Raw genomic sequence first — 25,344 nt, forward strand, 5'->3', positions numbered from 1 at the left:
CGGCCGGGTGGGCGCGCCCGCCCGCCGGGTGGGGCGGCCCCGCCCCGGCCGCCGCCCGGTCCCGCTACTTCACGAGGTCGGCGCGCAGGTCGTCGAGGACGCTGTCGGCGGCGGTGACACCGAGGCCGAGGTACCAGGTCTCGTCCGGGACGTCCTTGGCCTGGCCGGCCTTGACCGCCTTGAGGTTCTTCCAGAGCGGGTTGGCCTGGGCGGTGTCCCGCTTGGTGGCCTTGGGGTCGCCGTAGACGCCGGTGAAGATCCAGTCGCCGTCGGCCTGGTCGATCTTCTCGGGGCTGACCTCGACGGCGAGGTCGTCCACCTGCTGGTTGGCGGGCCGGGGCAGGCCGGCGTCCTCCAGGATGGTGCCGATGAAGGAGGCCTTGGCGTAGAGGCGGATCTTGCCCGGGAGGTAGCGGACCATGGAGACGGTCGGCTTGTCGGCCCCGAGGTCCGTCCCGAGCTTCCTCGCCTTGGTCTCGTAGGCGTCCAGCTTGGTCTTCGCCTCCGCGCTCTTGTCCAGGGCGGCGGCGTTGAGCAGGTAGTTCTCCTTCCAGGTGAAGCCCGGGCGGATGGAGAAGACGGTGGGGGCGATCTTCGACAGCTCGTCGTACTTGTCCGCGGCGCGCAGCTGGCTGCCGAGGATCAGGTCGGGCTGGAGGTTGGCGATCGCCTCCAGGTTGAGGTTGTTGATGGTGCCGATGGACTTGGGGCTCCCGGCGTCCTTCTTCAGGTAGCCGGGGATGCCGTCGTCGCCCTCGGAGGGGGCGTAGCCGACGGGCTTGACGCCGAGGGAGACGACGTTGTCGAGCTCGCCGACGTCGAGGACGATCACGCGCTTGGGCGCGGCGGGGATCTCGGTCTTGCCGAGGGCGTGGGTGAGGGTGCGCGGGAACTGTCCCGGCTGGGCGTCCGTCCCCATGGCGGCGGTCTTGGCGGCGGCGTCGCCGAAGTCCTTGCCGCCGACGGCGACGTCCTTCTTCTTGCCGCCCTCGTCCTTCTTGGCCCCGTCCGAGGAGCCGTCACCGCCTCCGCAGGCCGCGAGGGTGAGCGCGGCGGCGAGGCCGAGGGCGGCGGCGGTGCCGCGGCGGCGGAAGGACATGAAGGATCTCCTGTACGCGTACGGGGACGGCTCGCGACCCGGAGGCGGAGCACCGAGTTCCACTTAGGGTCGCCTTACCTTACCTACCCTGAGCCCCACCAGCACAACCCGCCCCCTCCGCTCAGCGGAACCGGATGACGGCCACCCTTTGGGGTGAAGTGCGGTGGCTCGCGTTGTTCGGCTGGAAGTGCGAAAACTAGCTTCGTGGCCGGAGGTGACGAGTCGATGACAGTCTGTGCCGTCGAAACGGCGGCGGAAGGCGGCCCGATGTGGCCCGCGCCCGCCGGCCCCGGAGCGTTCACGATCACCACGAACGGCGCCTACGCGGCCCGGCTCGCGGGATCCGGGGACGCGCTGTACGTCGAGCGGTGGACGCTCGACGGCCCGGAGCCGTACGCCGTACCGCTGCCGCTCGCCCAGCCCGAGGAGCCCGGCACACCGCTGCTGCCGCTGGCCGACGGGCGGGTGCTGGTCGCGCGCCGCGTGGACGGGCGCCGGCACACGTTCTCGCTGCTGTACCCGACCGGCCCCGAGACGGGCGAGCTGGTGCTCGGCGCCGTGGAGGCGCCCGGCACGGGGGAGCTGGTGCTGCTCCCGCCGTCGCCCGACGGCATCTGCGCGTACGCCATGTGCGTCGGCCAGGACACCACCACCCTGTGGCTGGTGGCGGGCGGCGCCTTCGGGCCCGAGCAGGTCGCCGAGGTCAGGGGGCGCTGCTCGGGCGGCGTGTGGCTGGACCGTACGGGCCGGATGCTCGCCCTCGACCGGCGCCTGGACGACGGCCCGGTGAAGGCGGTCGCGGTCGACCTGGAGCGCGGCGGCGAGGTGACCCCGCTGCTGCAGATCACCGAGGACAGCCACGACCGGCTGCTGCTCGCGGACCCCGACAGCGGGCTGCTGCTGATCCGCTCCGACGCGCCCTCGCCGGGGCACGACCGGCTGGGCTGGGGCGTCCTGGGGAGCCTGCTGCCGGTGCGGTTCCCCGAGTGCCTGCGCCTCGACGACGCGGCGGTCACGCCGTTCGCGGTGCAGCCCGGGCAGGCGCTCCTGCCGGAGGGCTGCGGGGTGGCGCTGCGGATCGACGCCGCGGCGGGCAGCTGGGTGGGCATGTGGCGGCCCTCCGCGCGCCGGATGCGCCAACTGGGCGTACCGGCGGGCTGGCTGGCCGGGGCGGGCCTGTGGACGCCCGAGGGGGTGCTGCGGCTCCCCTACGCGACGGCCGGCACGCCCTGCGGGCTCGCGTCCCTGGAGGAGCCCGACGAGCCCCCCGTACCGGAACCGGGCCCGGTGACGGGCACCGGCGCCTTCAAGATCTGCCGGCCGGTGCCGTTGCAGCAGGCTCCGCTGACGGACCGCCGGCCCGCTCGTTAGACTCACTGGCCGCACAGCAAGAGCGAGATCAACGGGGTGAGTTCCACCATGAGCAACACGGACGCGCAGGAGTCGAACGGCTCGGGCAGGCACCGGGGCGAATCGGCACCGTCGGAGGACGCGACGTCCTCCTCGCCGCACGGCCGCCACCGTCGCGAGCCCGACGCGTAGCGGCAGGACCGGCAGGCGCGCGCGAGCGCACGGACGGCCCCCGGGGAGGGATCCCTCCCCGGGGGCCGTCCGCCTTCCTCGACCTCCCCGTCCGCACCCCCGCGCGGTCAGCCCTTCTTCAGCCCCAGCACCTCCGCCGCCGCGAAGGTCTCCCCCGCCGGCCGCGCCGCGTAGTGCGGGGTGAGGAGCCCGTCGAGCTCCTCGTAGGTGAAGGCGTCCTTCGCCGTGTCGAACTTCGCGGCCACCTTCGGGCGGTCCACGATCGCCACCATCCCGCCGTGGACGACCAGCAGCTGCCCGTTGACCCCGGCCGCCGCCGGGGAGGCGAGATAGCCGACGAGCGGCGCCACGTGCTCCGGAGACAGCGGGTCGAGCTGGTCCTCGGCGGTCGGCTCGGCGAACCCGGCGAAGACGTCCTCGGTCATCCGGGTGCGGGCCCGGGGGCAGATCGCGTTCGCCGTGACGCCGTACTTGGCGAGGGCGAGCGCGGTGGACGTCGTCAGGCCCACGATCCCGCCCTTGGCCGCCGCGTAGTTGGGCTGTCCGGCCGAACCGGCGAGGAAGGCCTCGGACGAGGTGTTGACGATCCGCCCGTAGACGCCGCTCTCGCCCGCCTTCGCCCGGCCCCGCCAGTGCACCGCCGCGTGGTGGGTGGTGTTGAAGTGGCCCTTGAGGTGGACCCGGATCACCGAGTCCCACTCCTCCTCGCTCATCGAGAAGACCATCCGGTCACGCAGGATGCCCGCGTTGTTGACCAGGATGTCCAGCTTCCCGAACTCGCTCACGGCCAGGTCGACCAGGGCGCGCGCGGTCTCGAAGTCGGCGATGTCCCCGAGGTGGGCGACGGCCCGGCCGCCCGCCGCGCGGATCTCGGCGGCCACCTCCTCGGCGGGGGTCGCCGACGCGTCGCCGGAGCCGTCCCGCCCGGGCTGGCCGTAGTCGTTGACGACGACGGCCGCGCCGAGCCCGGCCAGTTCGAGCGCCTCGGCCCGGCCGAGCCCGCGGCCGGCGCCGGTGACGATCGCGCTCAGTCCCTCAAGAGGGAGTGACATGGGGCAGGTCCTCTCAGGTGTGGGTACCGGTCAGATCTCGATGCACGTGCGCAGCGCGGCCCCGGTCCGCATCTGCTCCAGCGCCTCGTTGATCCCGGCCAGCGGCACCCGGTGCGTGATCAGGGACTCCAGGTCGATGCGGCCGGCCCGCCAGAGCGCGATGGCCCGTTCGTACGAACGGAGCACGTCCCCGCCCCCGTACATGGACGGCAGGATCTTCTTCTCGTCGAAGAAGAGCTCGAACATGTTGAGCTGGAGGTGGTCGTCGAGGGCGCCCGCGCCGACGACGCAGAGGGTGCCGCCGCGCCGGGTGGTCTCGTACGCGGTGCGCGCGGTGGCCGACTTGCCGACGACCTCGAAGACGTAGTCGAAGCCCTCGCCGCCGGTGATCCGCTGCTTGGCGTCGGCGAGGGCGTCGGGGGCGACGGCCTCGGTGGCGCCGAAGCGGAGGGCGGCCTCGCGCCGGGACTCGACGGGGTCGACGGCGACGATCTGGGCCGCGCCCTGCAGCTTGGCGCCCTGGATCGCGGAGATGCCGACGCCGCCGCAACCGATCACGGCGACCGACGAACCTGCCTCCACCTTCGCCGTGTTGATGGCCGCGCCGAGCCCGGTGGTCACGCCGCAGCCGATGAGCGCGGCGATGTCGAAGGGCACGTCGTCCGGGATGGGGACGGCGCAGCCCGCGTCGACGACGACCTCCTCGGCGAAGGTGCCGGTGCCGGCGAAGCCGAAGACGTCACCGCCGGGGCGCTTGAAGTTGGGGGTCCCGGCGTTCATGAAGCCGGCCAGGCAGAGCTGGGTCTGACCGCGCTTGCAGGCGGGACAGCTGCCGCAGGCGGGCAGCCAGCAGAGCAGCACCCGCTGCCCCTCGCTCAGTCCGGTCACCCCGTCGCCGATGTCGATGATCTCGCCGGCGCCCTCGTGCCCCGGGATGAAGGGCGCGGGCTGCGGGAGGACGCCGCTCATGGCGGAGACGTCGGAGTGGCACAGGCCGGTGGCCCGTACCCGGATCCTCACCCGGCCGGGGCCGAAGCCCACCGCCTCGACGTCGTCGAGGACTTCGAGTTTGTCCTGGCCGATCTCGTGCAGTACGGCTGCGCGCATGGTGCGGCTCCCCTCGGGGCTGGTGTCAGGAGTGGTCCACGACGGTGTCGGCGAGCACGGGCGCGTCGTCCCGCTCGACGGCGCTGACCGTGATCTGGATCCGGCCGCCCTCCAGGCGCCACATCCGGATCCGCAGGGTCTCGCCCGGGAAGACGATCCCGGCGAAGCGGGTGCGGTAGGCGCGGACCCGGGTGACGTCGCCGTCGAGGAGGGTGTCCACGGCCGCCTTGAGGGTCATGCCGTACGAGCAGAGGCCGTGCAGGATCGGCCGGTCGAAGCCCGCCAGCTTGGCGAACTCGGGGTCCGCGTGGAGCGGGTTCCAGTCGCCGGAGAGGCGGTAGAGGAGGGCCTGCTCCTCGCGGATGGGGCGCTCGACGGTGGCGTCGGGCTCGCGGGCGGGGAGTTCGAGGCGCTCGGAGGGCCCGCGGTCGCCGCCCCAGCCGCCCTCGCCGCGGACGAAGATCTGGGCGTCGCTGGTCCACAGCGGGCCGTCCTCGTCGGCGGCCTCCGAGCGGAGCACCAGGACGGCGGCCTTGCCCTTGTCGTACACGGCGGCGACGCGGGAGGTGGAGACGGCCCGGCCGGAGACGGGCAGCGGGCGGTGCAGGGTGATCGACTGCCCGCCGTGCAGGACGGCGGCGAGGTCGATGTCGATGCCGGGGGCGGAGAGCCCGCCGACGACCCCCATGCCGGCACCGGCGACGGTCGCGAAGCTGGGCAGCACGTGCAGCCGGGATTCGAGGGTGTAGCGCAGCTCGTCGGGGTCGGTCGCGGGGACGCCCGCGCCGAGGCCCAGGTGGTAGAGCTGGACGTCCTTGTGGTCCCAGCCGATCTCCGCGCTGCGGGGCTCGGCGGCGACGGCCTTGGCGGCGTCAATGGGCATCGGCTTGCTGCTCCTTGGGGATCCTTGGAGTGGAAGACCTCGGTGCGGTCGTCCGCACCGTCGACCGCACCGAGGCCGTGCGGGAACCGGGACCGGAACGGAAGCCCCAGAAGCTAGAACCTGTTCCAGTTCGGTGACCCCCATGTATAGCGGAGGGGTGTTCTGTTGGGAACCCTCCTGACGGCATGTCAGATCCTGTCCGCTCCCAGGGATGCAGGGCACCCGGGACATTTGTCACTGCCAGGTCCGTACATGCGCTCCTGTCCGGCCGCACCCTCCCCTCCGTAACGTCGTGGTCATGACGAACGAGCCCGCCGTCGCCTTCGAGGCGGCCACCAAGACCTACGGCCCGGTCCGCGCCGTGGACGGCATCGACCTCACGATCCGCCGCGGCGAGACCGTCGCCCTGCTCGGCCGCAACGGCGCCGGGAAGTCCACGACCATCAACCTGCTGCTCGGCCTCGACGCCCCCGACAGCGGCCGGGTCCGCCTGTTCGGCGACACGCCCGCCCGCGCGGTCGAGGCGGGCCGGGTCGGCGCCATGCTCCAGGACACCCGCCCGGTCCCCCGGGTCACCGTCCGCGAGCTCGTCTCGTTCGTCGCCCGCACCTACCCCTCCCCCATGCCGGTCGCGGAGGCGCTGGAGCTGGCGGGCCTGACCGAGTTCGCGGACCGCCGCGCCGACCGGCTCTCCGGCGGCCAGGCCCAGCGCGTCCGCTTCGCCGTCGCCCTGGCCGGCAACCCCGAGCTCATCGTCCTCGACGAGCCGACCGCCGCCCTGGACGTCGAGGCCCGGCAGGTCTTCTGGGACGCGATGCGGGACTACGCCGGGCGCGGCAACACGGTGCTGTTCTCCACCCACTACCTGGAGGAGGCCGACACCAGCGCCGACCGGATCGTCGTCGTCGACGCGGGCCGCGTGCTCGCCGACGGCACGGCCGAGCAGCTGAAGCGGAGGGCCGGCGGGGCGCTGGTCTCCTTCGACCTGCACGGCGGTCCGACGGACGGCCTCACCCTGCTGCCCGGCGTCACCTCGATCGAGATCCGCGGCGACCGCGCGCACCTGCGCAGCGACGACTCGGACGCGACCGTCCTCGCGCTGGCGGCGCTGCACGCGATCCGCGGCCTGGAGGTCGCCCCGGTCTCGCTGAACGACGCGTTCCTGGCACTGACCGGCGCAGACACCACCACCGGCACCAACACCACCGGCACCGCCACCACCGCCACCACCAAGACCATGGAGACGGCCCGATGATCACCGCCTACGTCCGCCTCGAAGTCCGCCGCACCCTGCGCGACGTCGGCTTCGCGATCTCCTCGATCGCCGTGCCGGTGATGATGTACCTGCTCTTCACCAACCTCGGCGGCGCGAACAGCGCCGACGTCAAGGCCGCCGCCATGGTCGGCATGGCCGCGTACGGAGCGCTCGGCGCCGCCCTGTCCCTGGGCACCGGCGTCGCCGAGGACAAGTCCTCCGGCTGGCTGCGCCAGTTGCGGATCACGCCGATGACCTCGCGCCAGGTGGTCACGGGCCGCGCCCTGACCGGCACGGTCGTGGTCCTCCCGGCGATCGCCGCCGTGCTGCTCGCGGGGGCGCTCGTCAACGGCGTACGGCTCGACGCCTGGCAGTGGGCGGCGGTCGCCCTCGCCCTGTGGGCCGGCTCGCTCCCCTTCACCCTGCTCGGCCTGGGCAACGGCTACCGGCTCTCCGCGCAGACGACCGGCGTGGTCAACGTCGCCTGCAACCTGGGGCTCGCGGTGGTCGGCGGCCTGTGGTTCCCGGTGGAGCTGTTCCCGCAGTGGCTGCGCACGATCTCGTCGTACACGCCGACCAACCGCTTCGCCGAGCTCGGCAGGGCACTGACGGAGGGCACGATGCCGGGGACCGGGGCACTGGTGATCCTGGTCGCGTGGGCGGCACTGTTCGGCGCGTACGCGGCGGTCTCGTACCGTCGTTCGGCACGGACGATCTGATGCCTGGGACTGGAGGAGGAGTCGACATGCGACGCAAGCGACGCGGCGGCCGGATCCCGGAGGAGCTGGGCCCGCCGAACGGCTTCGCCATGCTGCCGTGGCTGCTGATGGGCATGGGCGCCGTCTCCAACCTCCTCCAGGGCGACACCCGCTACCCGTGGATCGCCGGCCTCGGCCTCCTGGCCTTCAACTCCCTCTACATCTCGATCGTCTTCCGCGCCTTCGACCGCACCAAGCGGGAGGCCCCGGCGACCTGGTGGCTGCTGGCCGCGATCACTGCGGTCACCCTGGTCCTCGCCACCACCTGCGGCGGCCCCTACCTGCTCTTCTTCCCGCTCCTCGGCCTCGCCGTGGGCTCGGTGGTCCGCGGCCGGATGCTGGGCCGGATCGTCTTCCCGCTGTGCGTGGTCGCGGGCACGGTGGCCGGGCTGCGGGACGGGTGGGGCGCGATCAACGTGGCGTACGGGACGTTCATCTCGGCCATGGTGACGGCGGCGGTGCTCACCCTCTCCGAGACGGTGAAGGAGCTGCGCGCGACCCGCGAGCAGCTGGCCCGCACGGCCGTCGAGAAGGAGCGGCTGCGCTTCTCCCGGGACCTGCACGACCTGCTCGGCCACACCCTGTCGGTGATCGTGGTGAAGTCGGAGGCCGCCCGCCGTCTGGCGCCGCGCGACCTGGACGCGGCGCTGTCGCAGATCACGGACATCGAGTCGGTCGGCCGGCAGGCGCTGACCGAGATCCGCGAGGCCGTCACCGGCTACCGCGAGGTCACCCTGGCCGCGGAGCTGGACCGCGCGCGGGACGCCCTGTCCTCCGCCGGCATCGAGCCGGTCGTCCGCCGGTCGGGCCCGCCGCTGGAAGCGCAGACCGAGGCCCTGCTGAGCTGGGTGGTCCGCGAGTCGGCGACCAACGCGGTACGGCACAGCCGCGCGACCCGCTGCACGATCGAGGTCGGGGGCACCCCCGAACGCGTCCGCCTCACCGTCACGGACAACGGTCGCGGCACGGGCGAGGGCACCCCCGGCAGCGGGCTGAAGGGCCTGCGCGAGCGGGTGCTGGCGGCGGGCGGCACCCTGGAGTCGGGCCCGGGCCCGCGCGGCGGCTTCCGGGTGACGGCGGAGCTGCCGGTGGACGGGGAGGCGGCGGACCCGCCGGCCGATGCCGCCTCCGAAGCCCTGCCGTAGCCCCTGGGCCTTGGGCCCTAGGCCCGGTCGACGGAGAAGACCACGCGTACGCCGACGGTGGAGTTGATCCGCTCGTTGAGCCCCCAGATACGCCCGGTCGCCGGGTCGTAGCCGAGGTTCTGGGTGTAGACGGGGGCCGTGGTCAGCACGTGCGGGGCGGCGTTGGCGGCCGCCTTGTGGATGCAGGAGTACGAGGCGCCCGACGGGTCCCCGGATCCGCCGCCGACACCGGTGGGGCAGTCACCGGCGAGGTACCAGTCGGTGCCGTCGGTGGCGGCGCCCTGCATGGCCCAGATCGGGGAGGAGTACGCGGCGGTGGCGTGCCCGTACGGGAGGGCGGTGCCGGCGTCGAGGGCCCAGCGGATGACCCGGCCGCCGGCGGCGCCCGGCTTGTACTCGGCGGAGACGAGGCCGTCCTGGCCGGTGCGGTCGAGGCTGAGGGAGTTGAGGCAGGGCCGGTCCTTGGGGACGGTGGCATCGCTGCTGCCGACCGAGCAGGCACCGCCGTCGGAGGTGGTGACGTACTCGCCGATCATCGGCAGGGCGTAGCTGCTCCACCGCGCGGACGAGGTCGTGCCGGAGACGCCGACGGCGTCGGTGCTGGAGTTGACCTGCCAGATGTGCCGCAGGTCGTACACCTGGAGCCAGCGCCCGTTGGCGACGAACACCTTGTTGCCGTACCAGACGACGCCGTCGCTGTGGCTGGAGACACCGGTGAAGCTGCCCTTGCCGTCGGCGTCGACGGTGGGGCGGACGAGGAGCAGGTGGTTGTAGCGGACCTGGCCGCCGTCGTTGTTGACGAGGCTGACCCGGCTGAACTCGTTGGCGACCTTGGCGCCGCCGGTCTGCATGCCGCGGCTGAAGTGCCAGGAGGCGAGGAAGGCGGTGTGGCCGTCCCACAGGCCGCCGGGCTGGGCGTCGTACGACCCGGTCAGCCCCTGCGGGGTCCAACCGCCGGCGTCGGTGTACGAGTTGGAGGTGTCATCGGCCGCGTCCCAGCAGAAGCCGCTGGGGCTGAGGGAGGCGGAGAGGCCCGTGGTGTGGCACAGGCCGGGACGCCCGGTACGCCCACCGGAGGTGAGGACCTGGGTGGCGTTCCGGACGGTGACGGCGCCCTGGGCTTCGACGGCCTTGATGGCGGTGTCGTTCTCGGCGAACGTGTTCCCGGGCCGCAGCTGGAATCCGGCGACGGTCGCCGCGTCGACCGCCCCGAACGGCGTGGCGGCCTGGGCGGGCCCGGCGGCGACGAGGGAGGACCCGAGCGCGAGGAGGGCGGTCCCGAGGACCGCGAGGTGCGTGCGCAATGTCTTGACCATGGCGAGAGATCGTAGGCGGCCCCTGGTGCCGCCCCTCCGCTGCCCCGGCCCCTAGCTCCCGATGCTCTGCTCGGAGGCGTTCCCCCCGATCACGGCACTCTGCGCGTCGCCGCTTGCGGGGGCCGCGGTGCCGGAGTCCTCCACCCCGAGCACGTCGGCGAGCCCGAGCCCGCCGCCGGGCAGGTCGAGGGGGACGGGAGCGGCCTGCGCGGCCCCCGCGACCCCGAGGGCGGCAGCCGCGGCACCGGCGGCGAGGAGGAGGGAGGCGGCGAGGACACGCTGTGCGTTGTTGCTCATGCGCTGCGAACGAGGAACGGCACGCCGTGGATGCGCCGCGCCGCGTCCCTCAGATGATGTGACCGGTGTTCACGCCCTCGACGAGCGGCTGCCGGAGAATCAGCTTGCCGACGCCCTTGTTGACGTCGCCTCCGAGCCCGTCCGCGGTGACGTCGGCCGATGCGCCACGGCCCACGGAGCCGGTGTCTCCGGTTCCGTCGGCGTGAGCGGTGCCGACGACCGACAGCGCGGCCCCCGCGAGGGCCAGTACGGCGAGAGTGCGCTTGGTGATCTGCATGTGCTGCACAACGAGTGCGGACGGACGCGGATGCGCCCGACCTCTCCCGCCGCGCCCCAACAGGTCATCCGCCCTACCCTGTTCCTCGTGAACGAGATGCCGCAGCATCCGGGAGTAACCGCCTATGACACGGGTCGCCGAGACGGGTCGTAAGCGCATGCAGTCCACGCCGCGTCTGGACCGGTCCCACCGGCGAGGACGACGACACGTGGCTATGAGGTTCTCAGTTCGGGTAGCACCCCTGGGAATCGGCGCCAACGCCGTCGATCCTGCCGTCCCAGTCCCAATCTTCGGCGTAATCCCTCGGCCTGAGGGTGCGGTAGTAGCACTGCCCTGCCGGTCCGTAGTCGATTGCGTAGACGGTGCTGTCCGCGTGGGACTCAAAGAAGCCGGTGTGGTCTTGCCGGCGAGGGAGCGCCACGCTCGGAAGACACGGACGGAGTTCGGTACCGCGACTCAGCGTTGCTGCAGTTCAGTGCTGGTTTCGGGACTCTGGCTTTCGGCCGGTTCGGAGTGAGGTTCCAGAGCATCGTATGCACGCGTATCACGATTTGCTCGCATATGGCCTCGCCAGACGCTCTCCAGGAGGCGGGCGGCAGGGATCAGGAGAACCGCAAAAAGCCCAACTATGGCCAGCGAAATCAAGAAGATGGCCGTCCCTTCGGAAGCCCACGCCAAGTCATTGCCGAGCCAGCGAAGGCATGTGACCTCGCCAAATACAACAACTCCCGCATACAGGTAGGCTACCGTTCCGACAACCCCCCAGATTATTCGGTCATTGTGATTCTGCCGAATTATCTCACTCTCGGGGGAGTCGTCGGCGAACTTCTTCCCCGTACACTTCGCCGCTTTGATCGCTTTGGCGGCCTCTTGTCGCTTCGCTTTAACCTGACCGTGAACTGCTTGAATTTGAACGGATACGGCTATACCTAGCGCTGGAAGAATCACGGAGAGTTGCCTTGCCAACCCTTCAGTCATTTCCATAATTCCAGTCTGCGCCGCGCTGCTGAGGCGTGCATGCGGAGAGAGGCGTCCTGTGCCCCGTATCCGCCCTCCGTCTTCGGTACCTGTGCGCCCCCGAGCTGGCCGCCCGAGGCGGCTGGCACTGACAGGGCTGCCCGTTCACCGCTGAGCCCACCAGGTTCCGACTGCCCCGCCTACGGTGGCCGCGAGGGCGACCAGCCGTGGGGGGGACGCGCTGAATCCTCAAGCGCAGTCCGCCTAGCCGGAGTTCGAGGGCTGGACGTTCAAGGGGGTTACTCGGTCGGCTCATGGCGCTAGGACAGCACGGTGGCCGCAGGAGCCGGCAGGGGGGCGCTCGGACCTTGCGCCAGCGGGCCCTCCCGCCCGGATGTCCCGCGAAAGTATGGAGCGCCTCTGCCCCCTCGACCCCGCCCACCTTGCTCGGTACCCGGGTGCCCCGAGCCGACTGCCCGGGGTGGCCGCTGTGCCGCTCACGAGCATGAGGCGAATGGGGACCGCGCGTCTCGTGGTGGCGCGGTGTACACGACGCGGTGGCAGCGCATCCGCCGTGGCTATCTGTACGCAAACCCGTGGCGCGTCCTTTGCGGTCGAGCGGCGAACGTGGCGGTCCACTTCCCTCTGAGCCGGCGAGGGCTGGTGGTCGGGCTCCTGGCTCGCTCGCGGCGTGAGTCGCTGGAGCGTCCGCCGTACTGACCAGGGGACCCCCGACCCTCTCGCCAACTGAGCAACGGCATGGTGCCGAGGCGGTGGGCTCACGTCCGATGAAAGGGGTGGAGTAACGGCAGGCCCGACACGCAAGACACCGTCGTTGACGGTGGTCCGTGAGGGCAACCCCGGCAAGCGCCCCGTTTCCGAGGGGGCGCGGGTTCCGCCCGCCGAGCTGTCCGAACTCCTGGCGTTCACGACCGGCGTCGGCTCCTTGGATACCGCCACGGTCACGGACTGCTGCGTGTGCGTTGCCCGTATCGACCAGTGCGAGCGGGAGCGCGAACGGATTCCTCTGCTCGACCCGGGCCAGAATTCGGCTGGGGTGGAGATTCTGCCGACCACTGGGACGCAAGGCACGGCTACGGATCCGTCCAGCCGCGCTGTTCGGTGGACAGGCTGCGGCTCGCATCAACGGCATTTTTGTCACGTAGCCGAATGGGGTCCGAAATTTCCGCCGCGTAAGCGTGCAGCGCCCACCCCGAAGGCTCCGCACACGGACGAGTGCGACACCCCGCAGCTCCTCGATATGGCGTCCACGATCGTGCGGCGCGAGGTACGACAGAACTTCACCAGGGCGACCAGGCCGGTAGCGCTCCGCCCGAACGGGGGTCGGGTGGAGCTGCCGCAGCGCCCCGTGACATCCGTGCAAGCTTTGCGTGCAGGCGGGCAGCTCGTACCCGCCGAGCGGTGCACGGGGCGGGAAGTCGGGGCCCGCAGTGGCTACCTGATAACGCGTCGGGGTCACCCCGGTATGCGTTGGCTCTAGAGATTCACGTGCGGGGACATGTGACAGATCAGCCATGACTACGCTCACTAAGTGGCGTCGAATTTCAACGCATGGCGAGCCTGCTCGGTGAATTTAGAGACCTCATCTGCAAGCTGCTGGTGTAAATGATCGATAGCCCTTGCTGTCGTGTCATCGAAATCGGGCTTCGATGCCGGTCTCGTCTCTAGTGGAACTTTTCTCCAATTATTCAAGCTCGTGACCTTAGCGCCCATTTCATCGCAGATTCGACCGATCGCATCCGCCGAGTTCGCTACAGAATCCGGTCCGAGCAATGCCACATCCCGCCACGCCTCACGCCAGTTCTTGTTCGCCGACTGCCAGGCGTCCCACTCTTTGTCGCTCATAGCCGATACAAGAATCCAAGGCCCCTCCTGCGGAAGAAAATACACTGGAACGCTCTCTCTGACCCTGGTAGCTCCATCGATGAGACGTTTGAAGGCAGCAATGCGTGGCTCTCGAAGGTGCCTGGCGTCCTCTGAGCGTGCCGCGATGCGGGCAGACGCACGTTGCGCAAGCACACCGAGAAGTCCGGCAATCACTGCGCCGAGCGCGCCGGCTACGGCACCTAATACGGCTGCCCATCCTGAGTCCAATGCACCCATGCGCACCCCGTGCGGTAGCTACCAGACCAACTATTCACACCTTAGCAAGGGGGCTTACCAATGTCGCTCAGCGCCAACACCGATTGTTGATGGATCTCGGGATGGCATTACCGAAGCGAACTCCTCGGACCCTCCAGAGATCAAGGGGTGGCAGGGCGGGCAGACCTTCTGCGAGGTCATTTCGTCCAGCGAGATTACCTTCTCTTTTACTGCCATCGAGACCAGCAAGACGGTACCTGCGCTGTAGGTCCTACCCTGTTCCTCGTGAACGAGATGCCGCAGGACCACCGCCCCGCCAAGAGCATCCGGGTGCTGCTCGCCGAGGACCAGGGCATGATGCGCGGTGCGCTCGCGCTGCTCCTCGGGCTGGAGCCCGACATCGAGGTCGTCGCCCAAGTCGGGCGCGGGGACGAGATCGTGGACACGGCGCTCGTCTCGCGGCCCGAGGTGGCGTTGCTGGACATCGAGCTGCCGGGGCGGTCGGGGCTGGACGCGGCGGCGGACCTGCGGGACGAGGTGCCGGACTGCCGGGTGCTGATCCTGACGACGTTCGGGCGGCCGGGGTACCTGCGGCGGGCCATGGAGGCGGGGGCCGCCGGGTTCCTGGTGAAGGACGGGCCGGTCGAGGATCTGGCCGAGTCGATCCGCAAGGTGCTGCGCGGCGAGACCGTCATCGATCCCGCGCTCGCCGCCGCCGCGCTCAGCGCCGGGCCCAATCCGTTGACGGCGCGTGAGCGGGACGCCCTGGGGGCGTCGGTGGACGGGGCGACGATCGCGGACATCGCGGCCGCGCTGCACCTGTCGGAGTCGACGGTGCGGAACTACCTGTCCTCCGCCATCGGGAAGACGGGGACCCGCAATCGGATGGAAGCCGTTCGGGCGGCCCGGCAGCAGGGGTGGCTGTAGGTCAGCCCTTCCGCTCCCGTCCCGGCAGCCACACCGCCATCAGCCCCGCCGTCGCCACCAGCACGCACGCGCCCACCCGGAACGCCGCCGCGTAGCCCTCGGTGAGGGAGGCCGGGGTCGGGGTGTCGGTGGTCCAGGCGGCTGCGACGGTGGAGAGGATCGAGAGGCCCAGGGCGCCGCCCATCGTGCGGGAGGTGTTGATGAGGCCCGAAGCCAGACCCGCTTCGGAGGGCGGGGCGCTCGTGGTGGCCAGGATGGCCAGCGGGGTCGAGCCGATGCCTATGCCGAACATCATCAGCATGCCGGGGATCAGGATCGACGGCACGTACGTGCCGTCGGGGGTCATCGTCGACTGCCACACGAAGCCCGACGCCGCGATCAGGATGCCCGTCACCGCGACCGTTCGGGCGCCGAAGCGCGGGAGGAGGCGGGGGGAGAGTTTGGAGCCGACGATGACGCTGGCCGAGCTGGGGACCAGGGCGAGGCCCGCCTGGAGGGGGGTGTAGCCCAGGACGTTCTGGGCGTACACCGTCATGAAGAACCACATCCCGAAGGTCGTCGAGGCACAGAGGGCCATCGTCGCGTTCGCCGCCGACACCGCGCGGGTGCGGAAGATGCGGAGCGGCATCAGGGGGGCCTTCGCGCGTGTCTCCCACGCCACGAACGTCGCGAGCAGCAGCAGGCCGCCCGTCAGGGGGAGCAGGGTCGTCGGGGACCCCCAGCCCGACTCCTCGGTCTGCACGATCCCGTAGGCGAGGGTCGCCAGGCCGCCGGTCACCAGGACCGCGCCCGGCAGGTCCAGGCGGTTGCGGGCCTCGGCCACGCGGCTCTCCGTCAGCCACAGGCACGCGCACAGCAGGACCAGCGCGCCGATCGGGACGTTGATCAGGAGGACCCAGCGCCAGGACAGGAGGTCGACCAGGACGCCGCCGACGAAGCCGCCGGCCGCGCCGCCGGCCGCACCCACCGCCGTCCACGTGCCGACCGCCCTCGTGCGGGCCGGGCCCACGGGCACGGCCGCCGTGAGGAGGGTGAGGGTGGAGGGGGACAGGACCGCCGCGCCGAGGCCCTGGACCGCGCGGGCGGCCAGGAGTTGCCAGCCCTCCTGGGCCAGGCCGCCCGCCACCGACGCCAGCGTGAACAGGCCGAGGCCCACCACGAACATGCGCCTGCGGCCGAACAGGTCCGCCGCCCGGCCGCCCAGCAGCATGAAGCCCGCGAACGCGATCGAGTAGGCGTTCACCACCCACTGGAGGCCCGAGGCCGTCAGGCCCAGGTCCGTGCGCATCGACGGCAGCGCCACGTTCACCACCGACACGTCCAGCACCACCAGGAACTGGCCCGCGCACGCGATCAGGACCACCAGCCACAGGCGGGGGGACGAGGGCGTGGGTGAGGAGGGTATGGAGGGGTCGTCCGCCTCGCGGGGGGTTTTGTTCGTGTCGGTTCGCGGCATGCCCGTCATGGTCGCAGAAGCGTCCCGCCCCGTACATCGACTATCCCTCCGCGCCTATGCCCTCCGCAGCAGCGTCACCACCGCCGCCCCGCCGAGCCCGATGTTGTGCGCCAGCCCCACGCCCGCGCCCGCCACCTGGCGCCCGCCCGCCTCGCCCCGCAGCTGCCACACCAGTTCCGCCGCCTGGGCCAGGCCCGTCGCGCCCAGGGGGTGGCCCTTGGAGATGAGGCCTCCGGAGGGGTTGACCACCCAGCGGCCGCCGTACGTCGTCGCGCCCGATTCGACCAGTTTGCCGGAGGCGCCCTCCTCGCACATGCCCAGCGCCTCGTACGTGAGGAGTTCGTTGATGGAGAAGCAGTCGTGGAGTTCGATGACGTCGACGTCCTCGATGCCCAGGCCCGAGGCCTCGTAGACCTGCCGCGCGGCCGCCCGCGACATCGGGCGGCCGACGACGTCGATGCAGGTACCGGAGGCGAAGGACTCCTCCGTGTCGGTGGTCATGGCCTGGGCGGCGATCTCCACCGCCCGGTCGCGCAGGCCGTGTTCCGCCACGAAGCGTTCGGAGACGACCACGGCCGCCGCCGCACCGTCCGAGGTCGGCGAGCACTGCAGCTTGGTCAGCGGGCGGTGGATGGTCTTCGCCGCGAGGATCTCCTCGACCGTGTACACGTCCTGGAACTGCGCGTTGGGGTTGCGCGAGGAGTGCTCGTGGTTCTTGGCGGCCACCGCCGCCAGCTGGGCCTCCGTCGTGCCGTACCGCTCCATGTGCTCGCGCGCCGCGTCGCCGAAGATCTGGGCGGTGGGCGGGGACATCTCGAAGCCGTGCCCGGCCGCCATGATCCCGTAGTGGCGGGCCACCGGCGAGGTCTTGAAGTCGCCGCCGTCCGAGCCGCCGCCCAGCGCGCCGCGCGCCATCTTCTCGAAGCCCAGCGCCAGCACGCAGTCGGCGATGCCGCCCTCCACCAGCTGCCGCGCCATCATGAGGGCGGACGAGCCGGTCGCGCAGTTGTTGTTGACGTTGTAGACGGGGACGCCGGTCAGGCCCAGCTCGTAGACCGCGCGCTGTCCCGCCGTCGACGCCTGGAAGCAGTAGCCGACCGGGACCTGTTCCACCAGGCCGTACGGGATGCCGGCGTCGTCCAGGGCGGCGGTGCCGGCCTCCTTCGCCATGTCCCAGTACTGCCAGTCCCGGGTCTCCGGCTTCTCGAACTTCGTCATGCCCACACCGACGATGTACGACTTCATCGAAGCCACTCCCTCAGTCTCTCTCAGTCTCGCGGCAGGCCGAGCAGACGCTCGGCGACGACGTTCAGCTGCACTTGGGTGGTGCCGCCCGCGATGGTCAGGCAGCGCGACATCAGCAGTCCGTGCACGGCCCGCTCCCCCGGCCCCTCCCGCAGCGCGCCCTGCGCGCCGAGGAGTTCGAGGGTGAGTTCGGCCAGTTTCTGCTGGTGGACGGTCTGGACGAGTTTGCGGACGCTGGCCCCCGGGCCGGGTTCGAGGCCGGACACCTGGAGCAGGGTGGTGCGCAGGCCGATGCAGGCCAGGGCGTGCGCCTCGGCGACGAGCGCGCCGATCCGGGCCCGCACGGCGCCGTCCTCGTCGGCCGCCCGCCCGATGAGCGCTTCGAGGCCGGTGTCGAAGGCGACCTGGTCGGCCATGTGGACGCGCTCGTTGCCGAGGGTGTTGCGGGCGACCTGCCAGCCGCCGCCGACCTCGCCGACGACCGCGTCGGCGGGCAGCACGGCGTCGTCGAACCACACCTCGTTGAAGAGCGACTCCCCGGTGATCTCCTTCAGGGGTCTGATGTCGATGCCGGGGGTGTTCCGCATGTCGACGACGAAGTAGGTGAGCCCCTTGTGCTTGGGCGCGTCGGGGTCGGTGCGGGCGAGGAGGATGCCGTAGTCGGCCCACTGGGCGGCGCTCGTCCACACCTTCTGCCCGTTGATCCGCCAGCCCCGCCCGTCCTCCGTCCGCTCCGCCCTCGTACGGAGGGAGGCCAGGTCCGATCCGGCCTCGGGCTCGGAGAAGAGCTGGCACCACTGCTGTTCGCCGCGCAGGGTCGGCGCCAGGTGGCGGGCCTGCTGGGCGGGGGTGCCGTACGCGAGGAGGGACGGGATCACCCAGGTGGCGATGGAGAGGGGGCTGAGCCTCACCCCGGCCGCCTCCATCTCCCGTTGCACGGCGAGCTGCCGCACCGGGCCGGCGCCCAGCCCGTACGGCTCCGGGAGGTGCGGGGCCGCGTAGCCGGTGCCCGCGAGGGCGCGGCGGGCGGCGCGCGGGTCGAGTCCGACGGCCGGTGCCAGCGCCTCCCGGGCGTCGGCACGGAACGCCTCGGCCTCCTCCGGGAGTTCCAGGCGCAGTTCGCGCCGGGTGCCGGCGGCAGCGTGGCGCACGGCGGCCAGCCGGTGGCTGTCGCCGGCGCCGAGGAGCTGGCGGGCGACGAGCGCGCGGCGCAGGTACAGGTGGGCGTCGTGCTCCCAGGTGAAGCCGATGCCGCCGAGGATCTGGATGCAGTCCTTCGCCAGCCCGTACGCGGTGTCGAGCGCGGCCCCCGCCGCGAGCGACGCGGTCAGCGCCCGCACGTCGGCCGCGTCCTCACGCGCGGCGCGCGCCGCGTCCCAGGTCAGCGCCCGCGCCTGCTCCAGCCGCACGAGCATGTCGGCACAGAGGTGCTTCACGCCCTGGAACTGCCCGATCGGCTTCCCGAACTGCACGCGCGTACGGGCGTGTTCGGCGGCGATGTCGAGGACCCGGGCCGCGGTCCCGCAGGCGTCGGCGGCGAAGAGCACGGCGGCCAGGTCGGCGACCAGCGCCGGTTCCACGCCCCCCAGGATCCGGCTCGCCGGCACCAGCACCCCGTCGGCGGCGACCTCGGCCGTCGGCCGCGTCGGATCGGCGCTCTCGTGCGGGCGCACGTCGAGGGTGTCGGCGTCCACCGCGAGCCACACGGTGCCGCACTGAGCGCGCGCGGGGAGGATCAGCAGGTCGGCCTGTGCCGCGCCGAGCACCGGCGGGGCGACCCCGTCGAGCACGAAGCCGTCGGCTTCGAGCGCCGGCGCGGCGGTCAGCGTGCCCGGCCCCAGCGCCACGGCCCCGGTGCGCTCCCCCGTGGCGAGCGCACCGGCGTCCTCCCTCCGCCCGGCCCGGTGCAGCAGTTCGGCGGCGAGGACGGTCGGGAGGTACGGGCCCGGCAGCAGCGCCCGCCCCGCCTCCTCCAGGACCACGGCCAGGTCGACGAGATCGCCGCCGCCCCCGCCCTCGTACCCCTCGGGGAGATGGATGCCGAGGAGGCCCTGCGCCGCAGCCCCGTCCCAGTACGCCGGCCTGCCCGTCGCGCCCCCCGGCGCGTCCAGGTGCTTGCGTACGTCCTCGGGCGGTACGGCGCGGGTGAGCCAGCCGCGGACGGATCGGGCGAGCTCCCGCTGTTCGTGCGTGATGGCGATGCCCATGGCACGGCAGACTAGAACACGTTCCAATCTGACGGAAGGTCAGGAACAAGGGTGTTGTCAGTGGCGCCTGTCACGATGCGGAGGCAGGCAAGGAACCGCACCAGCGAAGAAGGTTGGGTACGCCATGGGCACCTGGGACATCGGCCCGTTCGACAACGACACCGCCGCCGACTTCTCGTACCGGATCGACGAGGCCACCGAGGGCGACAAGGCGGCGGTGCTCCTCGTCGCCTTCCGCGAGGTCACCGAGAACGGCGACGACTACCTCGACTCGGACCTCGCGGTCGAGGCCGTCGCCGCCGCGGCCCTCGTCGCCGCGCAGTGCCCGGGCGGCGAGCCCGTCACCACCGCGTACGGCCCGAAGCAGGCCGTACCGGCCCTCCCGACCGCCCTCCGCCCCCTCGCCGTCGCCGCCCTCGACCGCGTCCTCGGCAAGGACTCCGAGCTGCTGGAACTGTGGGAGGAGTCCGACGGGGAGGAGTGGAAGGCGGGCATCCTGCGGCTGCGCGCGGTGCTGGCAGGTGCCGCAGGTCAGTGACCGAAACGCCCCTCGGCTGCGGCCGTCACGAAGGCCGTGAAGGCCGCCGGGGTGGCGAGGAAGGCGGGGCCGGCGGGGTTCTTGGAGTCCCGCACGGCGACGTGGGCGGTGAGGTCGGCGATCTCGATGCACTGGCCGCCGGTGTCGCCACTGAACGAGGACTTACGCCAGGCGGCGGCGCCGAGGGGGGCGCATTCAATGCATTCGCCACCGTTGGGGCCGCTGTAGGACGACTTACGCCACCTCGGGTCCTGGCTGGTACCCATACCGATCCTCCATTACGCGTGCGATCAGCGCCGCTGAGTCCTCCCGGGAGAGGGCCGTGGCCTGAAGCCGAGCGTAGCCGACGAACCGCTCCCTGATCGCTTGGGAATTGGCGGTCATGTGACCCGACTCGTAGCTCTCGGCATAGAGGATGTCCGGGTCGTCATCGAAGCGAAGAAGGGTGAACGAACCGAGCAGTCCGGAGTGCTGTCCGACACCGAACGGAAGGACCTGCACCTGAATCCACGGATGATCGCGGAAACTCAACAGGTGGGCCAGTTGACCGCGCATCACCTCGACTCCACCGATCTCCCGGTACAGCACGGCCTCGTCGAGGATGACGCAGACGACGGGCGGGTTCTCGCGTTCCAGGATGCGCTGGCGTTCCATTCGGGCTGCGACCATCTCGTCGGCGCCGCCTGGGTTGTCCACGCTCAGGACGGCGCGGGCGTACGGCTCGGTCTGAAGCAACCCGTAGACGAGTTGAGCCTGGTACGTCGAGATGTACGTCGCCTTCGCCTCCATCTCCGCGTACGGCTGGAACCAGTTCGGCAGCTGGCTCTTCAACACCAGGCCGATCAGGCGCGTGAACAGGCCGCCCGTCATCAGCGCGGCGTCCAGCCGCTCCGAGAACTGTCTCGTCGGCAGCTTCTTCGCGGTCTCGACCTGCCCGACGAGCGACCCCGTACAGAACAGGATGCCCCCCAACTGGTCCTGGCTGAGCCCCGCCTCCTCCCTCAACCGGCGTAATTCCGAGCCGTAGTAGTCCAGCGGCGAGGCGCTGGGATCGAGGTTGCGGATGTTGGCCACGGCGAGGTCACCCCCAAGCTCACGCTTGCACACGTTGCGTCCGATTCGTAGCCGAGCGTAGTGATGTCGCTCCAATCTGGAGGCATGAATCACGTAACGGACCTCTACCCTGCGGAACTTGAAGCGAGCTACCGGATGGGCTTCACCGTGGGTGAGCACTCCGCCGGTCACATGCGCCGCATCCTCCGCATGTTCCTCACGCGTTGGGGGCTCGACCGGCTGTCCGATTCCGGTGAGCTCGCGCTCACGGAGCTCGTCGCGAACGTCGTGCGGCACGTGCCGGGCCGCCGGTGCACGGTGCTGCTCCTGCGGGAGCCGCACGGGCTGCGGGTGGAGGTGGCCGACGGGGTGCCGGGGCCGCTCGCGGCGAAGGCGGCCGGGCCGCTCGACGAGGGCGGGCGGGGGCTGGCCCTGGTGGAGGCCGTGACGGACCGGTGGGGGGTCATGGAAGGGGCCGACGGGAAGACGGTGTGGTTCGAGTGCGACGGGTAGGGCACGATGGGCGCCCGTAAGCGCGTACCCGCCAGTAGGAGGAGCCGACCATGGTCGCCGCCGAGCCCACCCCCGAGATCCTCGCCGCCTTCGAGGCCGCGAAGGGCTTCATGCCGGTCAAGGAAGGGCTCGCGCTGTACGCGGCGGCTGCCGAGGCGGCGGAGCTCGGGCTGCCGCTGCTGGAGGTCGGGACGTACTGCGGGCGGTCGACGATCCTGCTGGCGGACGTGGCGCGGGCGGCCGGGACGGTCGCGGTGACCGTGGACCACCACCGGGGCAGCGAGGAGCAGCAGCCGGGCTGGGAGTACCACGACCCGACCGTCGTCGACCCGGAGGTCGGCGTCATGGACACGCTGCCGACCTTCCGGCGGACGCTGCGCAAGGCGGGCCTGGAGGAGCACGTGGTCGCGGTCGTGGGGCGGTCGCCGCAGGTCGCGAAGGTGTGGGCGGGGCAGCTCGGCTTCGTGTTCGTGGACGGCGGGCACACCGACGAGCACGCGACCAACGACTACGAGGGCTGGGCCCCGAAGGTCGCGCCGGGCGGCGTCCTGGTCATCCACGACGTCTTCCCGAACCCGGAGGACGGCGGCCAGGCCCCGTACCGGATCTATCTGCGGGCGATCGAGTCGGGCGACTTCGAGGAGGTCTCGGTCACCGACTCGATGCGGGTGCTGCGCCGGCGCGGCTGAGGGGCGACGGGGCCGGAAACGGCCCCCGAATCCGCAGGGGCGAATGCACCGAAACCACCTTCGCCCGGCCTTTTCCGCTGCGATGATGGCGCCCCTCGGCCCCGATCGGCCCCTTCAGCGGCCCCGTGCGTAAGAGGTCCCAGGTGCAGTTGTTCGACGATCCGGTCATTCGCGCGGCGGTCATCGCCGGTGCCGTCACCTACGGCCTCGCGTGCCTCGTCTCGGGCGTGGGCGGGGTGCGGACGGAGACGCGCGAGCAGTCCGACCAGCTTCCCTTCGAGAAGCGCGGGTTCCACGTCCACGTGTCGGAGCACGGGCGAAGGCTCAACACCAGCTTCGGGCAGGGCGCCACCAACCTGGCGCTGGCGGTCACGTGCTGCGTGATGGCGCTCGGCGGGCCGGCCGGCACGATCGGGCAGTGGCTGCCGCTGGTCTTCACCGACCGTCGGGCGACCCTGAACAGCCTCGCGGAACAGCTGGCGAACGGATCGCTGGTCCTCCAGCTCACCACCGTGGCGGTCGGTGTGACCGTGCTGATGCGGCACATCAGCTTCCTGCGCACGCTCTTCGGGCACGACGGCACCACGCTGGAGCTCTGGCGGAAGCTGCGTCAGCTCAACATCACCAACGCCCAGGGCGGCGTCTTCCTCGCCTCCCTCACCATCATGTGGCTGCTCCGGGGGCACGGTCTCGACGGCCTCTGGATGACGTCGCTGGCCTATGTGTTCGCGTTCTTCATCGACGACTGGATCATCATCAGCGAATACAGCATCCGTCTGGACGTCCCGTCGCTGACCTTCCACAGATGGCGGCTCCGGTTCGCCTACGTGTGCCTGCTGGTGCCCAGCGTGGTCCTCGCCTGGGACGCCTTCGGCGGGTGGGGTGCCGGGGTCATGATCTGGTACGCCGTCTCGCTGTTCGCCGTGGCCGGTTCGCACCGCAAGGGTCCCGAGCGGCGTCGCCCGTCGTGGGGTCGTCTGTCGAAGGTGCCCCCGCAGCGGGCCGCGGAGGCGGAGCGGGCGAAGGGGACCGGACAGGCCTAGATACCGGCGCTGTCCGCCGACCGTCCCCGCCGGCCTCGTCCCGTGACGCCGCGACGCGCGTGGGCCGGGCCCCGCACACGGGGCCCGGCCCTGGAACAACACGCTCGGCGACCTTCTCGGGATGCTCAGAACCCCGAGGTCACATAGAGGCAGTTGGTGTAGCTGTAGCCGGACTCGATCTTGGCGTTGCTGGGCTTCTTCATGCCCGCCGACGTGCCCGTGCCCACCCGCTTCTGGAGCATCTGGTAGCTGCCCGGAGGCAGCGTCAGGGTCCGCTTCGGGTACTTGGAGGAGGGGCCCGAGCACGGCTTGGGCTTCTCCCCGACCGGCAGCAGGAGGGTCGGGTAGCTCGTGCACTTGGCGCAGGACGGGATGGTGATCCGGCCGGTGACCGGGCCGGTGTAGAGGAGTTCGACCTCGCCGGGGCCGTCGTTGCTGATGACCATGACCATGCCGGAGCCGTCGACCGTGGCGCCGGAGGGCACCTTGTTGCCGGCCGCCGGGGTCTCCTCGGCGATCTCGGCGGCGATGGCGACGTTGCGCGCCTGGGCGGTCTGCGGGCTGTCCGGGTAGGTCTTGGCGTAGTCGGTCATCGCCGTGGCGGCCTCGCTGAACTCCTTCTTCTTGAAGCGGTCGAGACCGCAGCCGAAGTCGCCCCGCTGGATGACCCGCTTGGTGTCCGCCCCGAGGCTCGCGTAGGTCGCGCTCGGCAGCATGCCGACGGTGGTCTGGAAGCGCCGCACCTCCGCGATGCCGTCGCAGGGCGCGACGCCCAGGGCCTTCTCGCGGGTGCGCAGGCCCTCGCGGAGGGTGGGCTCGATCTTCTGCGTGAAGGGGGACTGCGGGAAGGTCTTCGTCAGGTCGTTGAGGTGGTTCCCGGAGCTGGTCTCCTGGCCGGCGGAGCCGATCGTGGTGGTGCCGCACTGGAACCAGGACTCGGCCAGCGGCTCGTCGGCCTTGCCGACCAGGCCGCCGAGCAGTCCGCGGTCGACCTTCTCGGGCAGGGTGCGCAGGTGCTTCAGGCCGGGGACGGCCGCGCAGTAGTCCTTCTTCGTGTACGGGAGGGAGACCGAGGTGTAGTAGGCGGTGAGCCGGTCGGGGACCAGCTTCGCGGCGCGCGAGCCCGCGTGCTGCGTGGCGATGTCCTGGTAGGTCGCGAGGACCGAGCCGTAGGTCACCTCGACGCTGGTGAAGGACTGGCCCTCGACGCGCTTCACCAGCCCGTCGGCGGTGGTCAGCCGGTCCATGAGCTGCTGCTCGACGGCCTCGTCGCGGGCCGCCCCGTAGGCGAAGGTGCCGCCGCCGGGGACGGCCAGCACGAGCGCGATCGCGACCGGCAGGACCAGCTTGGCGCGGCCGGGTGCCTCCAGGGCGGCGGGAGTCGCCCGCAGTCCGCGGCGGGCCCCGTCGGCGGCGACGGCCAGGAGGAAGACCCCGTACGCCACGAGGACGCCGAGGGGGATGCCGTCCGGGTCGGCGGGCAGGGCGACGACGAGCAGCGCCACGGTGGCCGCCCAGCAGAGGGCGGCGGAGGCCCAGTGCCTGAGCAGGACGTACCCGAGGCCCAGGCCGGAGAGGTTGAGCAGGGCGACGGCGACGGCCTGCACGGGGTTCGGCGGGCCGGGCGGCGGTCCGGGCGGCGGCGGTGGCGGTGCGGTCATCACCGGCGGCGGTCCCGGGGGCGCCGGCGGCTGCTGCCCGTACGGGCCGGTCCCGAGGCGCGGGTCCTGGGGCGCTCCGGGTGGCTGCGGTGCCGACGGCGGCAACGGCTGCTGCGCCCCCGGTCCGGTCCACTCCCAGGGCGACGGCTGTCTGCCCCGGGAGTCGTTCGCGCCGTCGTCGTCGGCGCTGGTGTGGTCGTGATCTTCCCCCGCCACAGGTT

25 protein-coding genes are annotated in these 25,344 nt (G+C 71.5%); 10 read left to right on the top strand and 15 right to left on the bottom strand.

The genetic code is table 11. The features are described 5' to 3' along the window. Nucleotides 1–64: 64 nt before the first annotated feature. Entirely contained in the window at nt 65–1,099 is a 1,035-nt protein-coding gene (locus OG309_RS11075) for an ABC transporter substrate-binding protein (protein ID WP_329420161.1), read from the bottom strand. Nucleotides 1,100–1,324: 225 nt separating this feature from the next. Here OG309_RS11075 and OG309_RS11080 point away from each other — a divergent pair, with 225 nt between their 5' ends. Next, a complete protein-coding gene (locus OG309_RS11080) occupies nt 1,325–2,470 on the top strand; it encodes a hypothetical protein (protein ID WP_329420163.1) in 1,146 nt (381 codons plus the stop codon). A 48-nt stretch (nt 2,471–2,518) separates the two neighbouring features. Continuing rightward, entirely contained in the window at nt 2,519–2,641 is a 123-nt protein-coding gene (locus tag OG309_RS11085) for a hypothetical protein (protein ID WP_329420165.1), read from the top strand. A 107-nt stretch (nt 2,642–2,748) separates the two neighbouring features. Here the strand turns inward: OG309_RS11085 and OG309_RS11090 are convergent, their stop codons facing one another. Genes OG309_RS11090 through OG309_RS11100 form a run of 3 tightly spaced genes read right to left on the bottom strand, consistent with a single transcriptional unit; the run spans nt 2,749 to nt 5,683 of the window. Continuing rightward, nucleotides 2,749–3,693: a 3-oxoacyl-ACP reductase gene (locus OG309_RS11090; protein ID WP_329420166.1), complete on the bottom strand. Its 945-nt coding sequence runs from the start codon at nt 3,691–3,693 to the stop codon at nt 2,749–2,751. Between the two features lie 30 nt (nt 3,694–3,723). Further along, a complete protein-coding gene (locus OG309_RS11095) occupies nt 3,724–4,800 on the bottom strand; it encodes a Zn-dependent alcohol dehydrogenase (protein ID WP_329420168.1) in 1,077 nt (358 codons plus the stop codon). 25 nt (nt 4,801–4,825) lie between these two features. Continuing rightward, nucleotides 4,826–5,683, bottom strand: a complete 858-nt coding sequence (locus OG309_RS11100) for a MaoC/PaaZ C-terminal domain-containing protein (RefSeq protein WP_329420169.1) — start codon at nt 5,681–5,683, stop codon at nt 4,826–4,828. 298 nt (nt 5,684–5,981) lie between these two features. On the opposite strand from OG309_RS11100, the gene OG309_RS11105 reads away from it, so the two are divergent. Genes OG309_RS11105 through OG309_RS11115 form a run of 3 tightly spaced genes read left to right on the top strand, consistent with a single transcriptional unit; the run spans nt 5,982 to nt 8,841 of the window. Beyond that, on the top strand, nt 5,982–6,938 hold the full coding sequence (locus OG309_RS11105) for an ABC transporter ATP-binding protein (RefSeq protein WP_329420171.1): 957 nt from the start codon (nt 5,982–5,984) through the stop codon (nt 6,936–6,938). Then, nucleotides 6,935–7,657: an ABC transporter permease gene (locus OG309_RS11110; RefSeq protein WP_329420173.1), complete on the top strand. Its 723-nt coding sequence runs from the start codon at nt 6,935–6,937 to the stop codon at nt 7,655–7,657. The genes OG309_RS11105 and OG309_RS11110 overlap by 4 nt, the downstream gene beginning before the upstream one ends. A 26-nt stretch (nt 7,658–7,683) precedes the next feature. Further along, the gene (locus OG309_RS11115) at nt 7,684–8,841 is read left to right on the top strand and encodes a sensor histidine kinase (RefSeq protein ID WP_329420175.1); all 1,158 of its coding nucleotides are present in this window, start codon (nt 7,684–7,686) and stop codon (nt 8,839–8,841) included. 17 nt (nt 8,842–8,858) lie between these two features. Here OG309_RS11115 and OG309_RS11120 read toward each other — a convergent pair whose 3' ends face one another. From OG309_RS11120 to OG309_RS11140, 5 genes are all read right to left on the bottom strand, one after another. Further along, nucleotides 8,859–10,157: a hypothetical protein gene (locus OG309_RS11120; RefSeq protein ID WP_329420176.1), complete on the bottom strand. Its 1,299-nt coding sequence runs from the start codon at nt 10,155–10,157 to the stop codon at nt 8,859–8,861. A gap of 51 nt (nt 10,158–10,208) precedes the next feature. Next, nucleotides 10,209–10,454 carry a hypothetical protein gene (locus tag OG309_RS11125; protein WP_329420178.1) on the bottom strand — a complete coding sequence of 82 codons (246 nt, stop codon included), beginning with the start codon at nt 10,452–10,454 and terminating at the stop codon, nt 10,209–10,211. A 49-nt stretch (nt 10,455–10,503) separates the two neighbouring features. Then, nucleotides 10,504–10,731 carry a hypothetical protein gene (locus OG309_RS11130; RefSeq protein ID WP_329420180.1) on the bottom strand — a complete coding sequence of 76 codons (228 nt, stop codon included), beginning with the start codon at nt 10,729–10,731 and terminating at the stop codon, nt 10,504–10,506. A gap of 456 nt (nt 10,732–11,187) precedes the next feature. Further along, nucleotides 11,188–11,715, bottom strand: coding sequence for a hypothetical protein (locus tag OG309_RS11135; RefSeq protein ID WP_329420183.1), 528 nt, complete (start codon nt 11,713–11,715; stop codon nt 11,188–11,190). A gap of 1,521 nt (nt 11,716–13,236) precedes the next feature. After that, nucleotides 13,237–13,812, bottom strand: a complete 576-nt coding sequence (locus OG309_RS11140) for a hypothetical protein (protein WP_329420184.1) — start codon at nt 13,810–13,812, stop codon at nt 13,237–13,239. A 273-nt stretch (nt 13,813–14,085) separates the two neighbouring features. Here OG309_RS11140 and OG309_RS11145 point away from each other — a divergent pair, with 273 nt between their 5' ends. Further along, nucleotides 14,086–14,718: a response regulator transcription factor gene (locus OG309_RS11145; RefSeq protein ID WP_329428262.1), complete on the top strand. Its 633-nt coding sequence runs from the start codon at nt 14,086–14,088 to the stop codon at nt 14,716–14,718. Between the two features lies 1 nt (nt 14,719). Here OG309_RS11145 and OG309_RS11150 read toward each other — a convergent pair whose 3' ends face one another. Genes OG309_RS11150 through OG309_RS11160 form a run of 3 tightly spaced genes read right to left on the bottom strand, consistent with a single transcriptional unit; the run spans nt 14,720 to nt 19,626 of the window. Continuing rightward, nucleotides 14,720–16,183, bottom strand: a complete 1,464-nt coding sequence (locus OG309_RS11150) for an MFS transporter (protein WP_402544001.1) — start codon at nt 16,181–16,183, stop codon at nt 14,720–14,722. Nucleotides 16,184–16,228: 45 nt separating this feature from the next. Beyond that, entirely contained in the window at nt 16,229–17,419 is a 1,191-nt protein-coding gene (locus OG309_RS11155) for a lipid-transfer protein (RefSeq protein ID WP_329420187.1), read from the bottom strand. A gap of 23 nt (nt 17,420–17,442) precedes the next feature. Next, on the bottom strand, nt 17,443–19,626 hold the full coding sequence (locus OG309_RS11160) for an acyl-CoA dehydrogenase (protein WP_329420189.1): 2,184 nt from the start codon (nt 19,624–19,626) through the stop codon (nt 17,443–17,445). Between the two features lie 124 nt (nt 19,627–19,750). On the opposite strand from OG309_RS11160, the gene OG309_RS11165 reads away from it, so the two are divergent. Continuing rightward, the gene (locus OG309_RS11165; RefSeq protein ID WP_329420191.1) at nt 19,751–20,164 is read left to right on the top strand and encodes a DUF4259 domain-containing protein; all 414 of its coding nucleotides are present in this window, start codon (nt 19,751–19,753) and stop codon (nt 20,162–20,164) included. Here the strand turns inward: OG309_RS11165 and OG309_RS11170 are convergent. Together OG309_RS11170 and OG309_RS11175 are read right to left on the bottom strand one after the other, a co-directional pair. Then, nucleotides 20,158–20,430, bottom strand: coding sequence for a DUF397 domain-containing protein (locus tag OG309_RS11170; protein ID WP_329420193.1), 273 nt, complete (start codon nt 20,428–20,430; stop codon nt 20,158–20,160). The genes OG309_RS11165 and OG309_RS11170 overlap by 7 nt on opposite strands. Further along, nucleotides 20,399–21,238: a helix-turn-helix domain-containing protein gene (locus OG309_RS11175; protein ID WP_329420194.1), complete on the bottom strand. Its 840-nt coding sequence runs from the start codon at nt 21,236–21,238 to the stop codon at nt 20,399–20,401. The genes OG309_RS11170 and OG309_RS11175 overlap by 32 nt, the downstream gene beginning before the upstream one ends. An 84-nt stretch (nt 21,239–21,322) precedes the next feature. Here OG309_RS11175 and OG309_RS11180 point away from each other — a divergent pair, with 84 nt between their 5' ends. From OG309_RS11180 to OG309_RS11190, 3 genes are all read left to right on the top strand, one after another. Next, nucleotides 21,323–21,730 (top strand): ATP-binding protein, encoded by a 408-nt coding sequence (locus OG309_RS11180; protein WP_329420195.1) that lies wholly within the window; start codon nt 21,323–21,325, stop codon nt 21,728–21,730. A 50-nt stretch (nt 21,731–21,780) separates the two neighbouring features. Further along, the gene (locus tag OG309_RS11185; RefSeq protein WP_329420197.1) at nt 21,781–22,419 is read left to right on the top strand and encodes a class I SAM-dependent methyltransferase; all 639 of its coding nucleotides are present in this window, start codon (nt 21,781–21,783) and stop codon (nt 22,417–22,419) included. A gap of 125 nt (nt 22,420–22,544) precedes the next feature. Continuing rightward, nucleotides 22,545–23,462, top strand: a complete 918-nt coding sequence (locus tag OG309_RS11190; RefSeq protein ID WP_329420198.1) for a hypothetical protein — start codon at nt 22,545–22,547, stop codon at nt 23,460–23,462. A gap of 125 nt (nt 23,463–23,587) precedes the next feature. Here OG309_RS11190 and OG309_RS11195 read toward each other — a convergent pair whose 3' ends face one another. Beyond that, on the bottom strand, nt 23,588–25,339 hold the full coding sequence (locus tag OG309_RS11195; RefSeq protein ID WP_329420199.1) for a hypothetical protein: 1,752 nt from the start codon (nt 25,337–25,339) through the stop codon (nt 23,588–23,590). Nucleotides 25,340–25,344 lie beyond the last annotated feature (5 nt).

Origin of the sequence: Streptomyces sp. NBC_01268 (assembly GCF_036240795.1) — a bacterium.
In the GTDB taxonomy this organism is placed as follows: domain Bacteria; phylum Actinomycetota; class Actinomycetes; order Streptomycetales; family Streptomycetaceae; genus Streptomyces.